The organism is Streptomyces sp. NPDC005181, assembly GCF_040608395.1.
Classification (GTDB): domain Bacteria; phylum Actinomycetota; class Actinomycetes; order Streptomycetales; family Streptomycetaceae; genus Streptomyces.
This window is the reverse complement of the sequence record NZ_JBEXID010000182.1, coordinates 1-6,019: the sequence shown is the minus strand read 5'-3', so window position 1 is coordinate 6,019 and position 6,019 is coordinate 1. Positions and strand designations below refer to the sequence as shown.

The 6,019-nt window shown below is 69.7% G+C and carries 4 protein-coding genes; 2 read left to right on the top strand and 2 right to left on the bottom strand.

The genetic code is table 11. The features are described 5' to 3' along the window. Nucleotides 1-250 precede the first annotated feature (250 nt). Nucleotides 251-670, bottom strand: coding sequence for an FKBP-type peptidyl-prolyl cis-trans isomerase (locus tag ABZV38_RS39240; protein ID WP_356333625.1), 420 nt, complete (start codon nt 668-670; stop codon nt 251-253). Between the two features lie 922 nt (nt 671-1,592). Further along, entirely contained in the window at nt 1,593-2,483 is an 891-nt protein-coding gene (locus ABZV38_RS39235) for a hypothetical protein (protein ID WP_356333623.1), read from the bottom strand. 134 nt (nt 2,484-2,617) lie between these two features. Between ABZV38_RS39235 and ABZV38_RS39230 the strand changes: the two genes are divergently transcribed. After that, nucleotides 2,618-3,775, top strand: a complete 1,158-nt coding sequence (locus ABZV38_RS39230; RefSeq protein WP_356333621.1) for a CapA family protein — start codon at nt 2,618-2,620, stop codon at nt 3,773-3,775. A gap of 208 nt (nt 3,776-3,983) precedes the next feature. Beyond that, nucleotides 3,984-6,014, top strand: a complete 2,031-nt coding sequence (locus tag ABZV38_RS39225; RefSeq protein WP_356333627.1) for a HAMP domain-containing protein — start codon at nt 3,984-3,986, stop codon at nt 6,012-6,014. Nucleotides 6,015-6,019 lie beyond the last annotated feature (5 nt).

Below are 6,019 nucleotides of genomic sequence, written 5' to 3'. Positions count from 1 at the left end.
AGTCCAAGCACACCTGCTCGAACTCCTCGGCATCGACGAAACAAGACCCCGCTGGCTGGAGACCTAAAACCCCATGTGCGAAGTCACCGGCTAGTCCGCCTGCTGGTCTCCATGTGCCGGAATCCGGGACCGGGCACACCCTTGGCAGGCCGTCACCTCACGCGCCATGGGTTGAGGAGGTGTCTGTCGATGAGTGCATCTGTCCTTACGTGGGAGCGACAGGGCCCCCAGCCCCTCAGGAGCGCCATGCTCAGGCCGAGCCGGTCAAGCCGGGCCTCGCTCCGGCGGGCCCGCCCACCACCGTGAGCAGGTCCACGACGAAGATCAGCGTCGAGCCCGCCGGGATCAACGGAGAGGGTGACTGCCTGCCGTAACCGAGACGCGGGGGAACAATGATCTCGCGCCGGCCGCCGACCTTCATTCCCCTTACCCCCCGGTCCCAGCCCTTGATGACCTTGCCACCGCCCACGGCGAACTTGAACGGCCGGTCCCGCTCCCAGGAGGAGTCGAACTCCCTTCCGGACGCGAACGTGACCCCTACATAGTGAACCTGGACGACCCTGCCCGGCTGCGCCTCGGGTCCATCCCCAACCACGAGGTCCCGGATCGTCAACTCGGTGGTCGCGACACCCTCCGGAACCACGATTCTGGGCTTCGTCAGTTCGCTCATCACGGTCCCATCGCTCGCCACCGGAATCCCTCGCACGGGCCGACCGGACACATGGACATTCCATGCGGCAGGCGATCACGCTACGGCAATGCCCGTGCTTCAAGGTGCACCCCGGGCCCCGGAGGCGGGTCAAGGACCGATCGATGCGCGCCCCGGAGTGACCGCGTAGGCACCTGCCCGCCGGATGCAATCCGGGCGGATATCGTCCACCTGCGGCGGAGTGTAGGCGGTGTCCACTACAGGGAAGTGGACACAGCAAGGCTGGCTCATCAGCTGACTGTCAGGAAGAACTTCCCGACCTCAAGGAGTTCCATGCCGTCAGTGGACCGCACTCCGTTCGATCTTGAGGCATATGAGACCAGGGCGCGTCTCGGGCCGTGTTTCGTCTGCGCGTTGCTCAAGGGAGACCCTGACTACAGAAAGGAGTCGGTCTACGAAAACGCTGACCACGGCGCGCTTGTGCATCGGTGGCGCCGGGCTCGCTTTCGGAGGCTGTGCACTGGTCCTGCGGCTGCTGTCGTTGATCCTCGCGGACCGCTCCGGGACCGCCGTGCACTCCACGTGGTGCGTCATCGGAAAGATGTGCCAGGCGAGCGAAGCTGACGTAGCCCCAGGTCAGGGGGATTTGCCGCTGCGCTCGAATGTCCTTTCGATGCTCGGAGCGTCAATCGAGCGTCACGATCCCAAGGCGTGTCCATCATGGCTCGTCCCTCGCAAGTGCGGCTTCAGATCGTCTGGTGATGGCTCCCGTGGGGTTGGCATGGTCGGTAGCCGCCTCAACGGGTCCAGCGCCCCAACGTACTGTCGAGCCCAGTCCAGCCATCGCCTCAACGCCTCAACTTCTGACAGGAGGCGCGTAACAAGCGGTCGTTGCCCGGGGCGGGCTGCTGCTGAGCCGGGACCACTCGCCTCGGCCCCCGGTTCAGTTCTCATTCCACGCCGTGACCAGCCCGGCGAGGGCGTCGGCGGCCTCCTCGGTGTCGCGGCCGTCGTCCGCGCGGGCGTGCCGGGCCAGCTCGACGTGGACGAAGCCGGCGTGTTCGCGCTGCGCCGAGCGGCCCTGGACGTTGGTCTTGCCCTCCAGCGGGCAGCGTGCCGCCCAGGCCCGGCAGACCCGCAGCCCGTCGTCGTCCATGCGGTCGGCCATGGCGGCCACCTCGACGGGCGCGGTCTCGACGGCGCCGGTGGAGACGACGGCGTCGTAGGGGCGGTCGGAGGAGTCGGTGAAACCGTGCAGCTGGACACCGGGCACCCCGCGCTTCTGCAGCTCCACGACGACCGTATGGAAGGCGCTGTCCTCGCGGTGGGCGACTTCGGCGGCGTCGTCCTCGCCGGCCTGGCGGTGCGCGCCGGCGAGGACGAGGGCGCCGCCGGGATTCTCCTCCAGGAGCCGGATACCGAGGGCCTCGGTGTCGCGGTCGGAGACGGGGTGCGGGACCTGGGCGTCCCAGCGGACGGTGGAGTCGGCGTTCAGGTACAGGCGGCCCCAGCGGGTGCTCTCGCCGGTGCCGGTGGCGGCGATCTCGTCGTAGCGGCGGCCGGAGTCGGTGTCGGTGAGGCGGGTGAGGCCGAGGCCGAGCGGAGCGAGCTGCCGTTCCGCCTCCTGGGCGTCGCCCGACAGCAGGCTTCCGACGGCCTTTGCCAGCCGCGCGCGCTGTGCCTTGCCGGGCGGAGTGTAGGGGGAGTCGGCGCGGAACTTCGCCGTGTATCCGAGGATGCGGCTGCGCAGGTCGACCAGTTCCCGGGCGCGCGGAACGGAGTCCTCCGAGCTCGGGGACGCGTTGGCCTGGCAACCGAACAGAGCCAGGAGCAAAACTACTTGGGCGAAAACGCGTAGGAAATGTGACCGCCTTGTGACAGAAATCCGATGGTTGCTTGTGAGGTTCATGTAAATATGACTCGGTGACATTCCGTAAGTCTCTCCGTATAGGTCGTTCGCTGGCGGTAGTGGCGATAGCCGCCGGTCTGACCGTGTCGTGCGGCTCCGAGGCCGCGCAGCCCCAGGCCAAGGCCGGCGGCCGCAGTTTCACCGTCGCCGCGGCCGGCGATATCCTCATCCATCCCGAACTGGTCGAGCAGGCCGCCAAAGATGCCGAGGAGACCGGGCACGGAGAGGCCGGACTGGACTTCGGGCCGCTGCTCGCCGGGGTGAAGCCCGTGATCAGCAAGGCCGACCTGGCAATCTGTCACATGGAGACGCCCGTCGGGAAGCCCGAAGGACCGTTCGAGGGATACCCGGAGTTCCTGGTTCCGCCGCAGATCCTGACCACCTTGAAGGACGTGGGGTACGACACCTGCTCGACGGCCTCCAATCACACCTTCGACCACGGGCTGAAGGCGGTGCGGCGCACGCTGGACGCCATGGACGAGGTGGGCCTCGGGCACACCGGGTCGGCGCGGACGCCGGAGGAAGCAGAACAGATCAACATCCGTGACGTCAACGGCGTCAAGGTCGCCCACCTCGCCTACTCCTGGGAGTCCTTCCTCAACCCCACGCCCGAGAAGGAGAGCTGGGCCTTCAACCGCTCCAGCACGGACGAGATCAAGAAGGCCGAGAAGCGGGCCCGCGACAAGGGCGCCGAGGTGGTGATCCTCTCCCTGCACTGGGGCCTGGAGCACTACAACGAGCCGAGCGTCCCGCAGTTGGACATGGCCCAGCGGATCACCGAGGAGACCGGGGTCGACCTGGTGATCGGGCACCACTCCCACGTGGTACAGCCGATCCAGAAGGTCAACGGCACCTGGGTCGCCTACAGCCTCGGCAACCAGGTGGCCCGGCACTCCTCGCCGACCGGCCTCACCGAGGAGGGGGCCATCGGCTGGTTCGAGTTCCACGAGACCGCCGACGGCTGGGACGTCTCCGCCCGCTACCGCACCACGCTGGTGGACGTCCCGCCCGAGATCGAGGCCGGGGAGAAGGCGCCCGAGAGCGCGGTCGAGGACCTCCGGGTGGTGGACGTCCAGCAGGCGCTGGAGAACCCCGAAGGGCTGTCCGCCGACCGGATCGCCCGCTATCGGCTGGCCGAGGACCGCACGCGCGGCTTCCTCTACAACCGGGGAGCGCCGGGCGGTGACGGCCTGAAGCGGCTGTCGCTGGAGAAGTGACCAGGGCCACACACCCCTGCGTGCCGATGGATACAACCTTGTCGGCGTTTATCAGTCTTTTCTGTGATGGCGTCTCGCTGCCGCGCAACAGCGGTGCTTCCTCCGGGCGCTGAGCACCCACAGCGACCAAGAAAGAAGACCGGTGACATCGACTCCTGCCGCGCCCCTCGTGCCGAAAGGCCGACGGCGCAGCCGCAGACGCGCGGACATGCCGCTGCTGGGCGGCATCCGGCCGCCGATCGCGCTGCTGTGCGTGCTGGTCCTCGCCCTCGCGGGCCTCACGGCCAAGGTGCTGGGACCGGGCGCGGAACCGGTCGTGCCGAAGGCAGTGCTCTCCTCGCAGCAGTACTTCGCCCAGGACGGCGCCATCGCCCTGCGCGCCTCGATCGACGAGCGGGTCACGGACCTCGAACGCACCGCCACCGCGCTGAACGCGGGCAGTGGGGCGGACCCCGAGCGCGTCCTGTCGGACCTGAGCAAGGCGTACCAGAAGTGGACCGGCACCACGGTGCTGGACCTGGAGAGCGGCAAGGTGCTCGCAGCCCGCGGGGAGCGCATCCCGCTCGCCTGGCTGGACAAGGACGTCCTCACCGGTGACGAGGCACTCACCCCGCGCATGGTGCGGCTGGAGACCGGCGACGTGCGCCTGATGACGATGGCCGTGCTGGACGGGAAGGAGGGGGCGCAGCAACTACTGATCGCCTCCAACAGCCTCTCCGTGCCCGCCATCAACCTGGGCCCGTTCCGCAGCATGGCCGTCGTCGCGCGGGGCGGCGAGGTCCTCGCCACCGCCGGCTTCGAGCAGTCCGAGGCACTCAACTCGGACGCGGAGCGCGAGGAACTCACCTTCCTGCAGAAGCAGATGACCCGGCTGTCCGACCGGGCCGCCGAGGAGACCGAGCAGAACCCCGTCAGCGCCCGGGAGCCCGGTTCCCGCGGCTACCCCGGCGTCAGCGGAACCCTGCTGGGCAAGGAGTACAACGGCCGCGTCGCCACCGCCGGGTACGCCTCCCTTGCCGCTTCCGACCCGGAGGACGGGGAGAGCGTCGCCGCCGGCCTCGGCCTCACGGTCGTCGCCATGCTCCCCGTGGTCCAGCAGCAGACCGTCACCGAGGACAGCCGGCAGCTCTTCGGACTGCTCGCGGCGGGCGCCCTGGTCCTGCTCGGCCTGCTCGCGGTCGCCGTGCTGTGGCTGACCGTGCAGCGTCCGCTGCTCGGACTGTTCCTGGAGTCCCGTCGGCTCGCCCGCGGCGACCGGATCCGCCCCGTCACGGTGCCCCGCTGGGGCGAGGCCGCCCGCATCGGCTCCGCGCTCGAGCGCACCCGCGGCCAGCTCGGCGGCGTGAGCGCCCCGGACGGTGCCACCGATGCCCGCCCGGCCGGCAGGTTCCGGGGCGGTGCGCGCGGGCCGCTGGCGCTGACGGCGGTGCTCCTGCTGCTGTGGTGCGTCCCCGTCGGACTCCTGCTCAACCGCACGGACGGGACCGTCAGCATCCCCGCCGCCATGGTCAACGACCAGCGCGACCGCACCGACCTGGTCGCCGACCGGGTCCGCCGGGCGCTGAACGAGGCCCAGGCCGACCTCGTCTCCACCTCACGCCTGATCGACACCGACGACCCCGCCGCCACCGAGACCCTGCTGAAGGACGCCCTCCGCGAGCACACCCGCTACCAGGCGCTGTACGTCGTCGGCGAGGACGGCGACATCGTCGCCCGGGCCGGCGACGACCCCCACGCGTGGAGCGCGAAGAAGGACCTGGCACTGGTCCGCGTCTCCGGCAAGGGCGAGAAGAAGCCCGTCGTCCAGACCGGGGCGCCCGTGCCGGAGCACGAGGGCACCACCCTCGTCGGCGAGGTGCGGGTGGAGTTCCTCAACTCGCTGCTGCAGCGGCCCGGCCTCGGCGAGGTCCGGATCGTGAACGCCGACGTGCAGACCCTCGCCGCCAGCGACGGCTTCCTCGCCTTCGAGGGGCTGTCGAACGACGCGCTGCCCGACCTGGTGCGCGCCGGCAATGTGCGGGTGGGCGCCGGGCCCGTGGAGAACGGCCTGCTCATCCGGGACGGCGGCGCCGTCACCGTGGCCGCCGCGGCGCCGTTCACCGGCGGCGGCGTCGCCTCCGACCTCGGCTGGACCGTCGTGAGCTGGCAGAAGCCCGGCTTCCACAGTTCGGCGGGGTTTCGGTGGGTCAGGTCGGGGATCGATGCTGGTCAGCGCGTTGCGGCTAGCGGCACGGGCTGAAAATG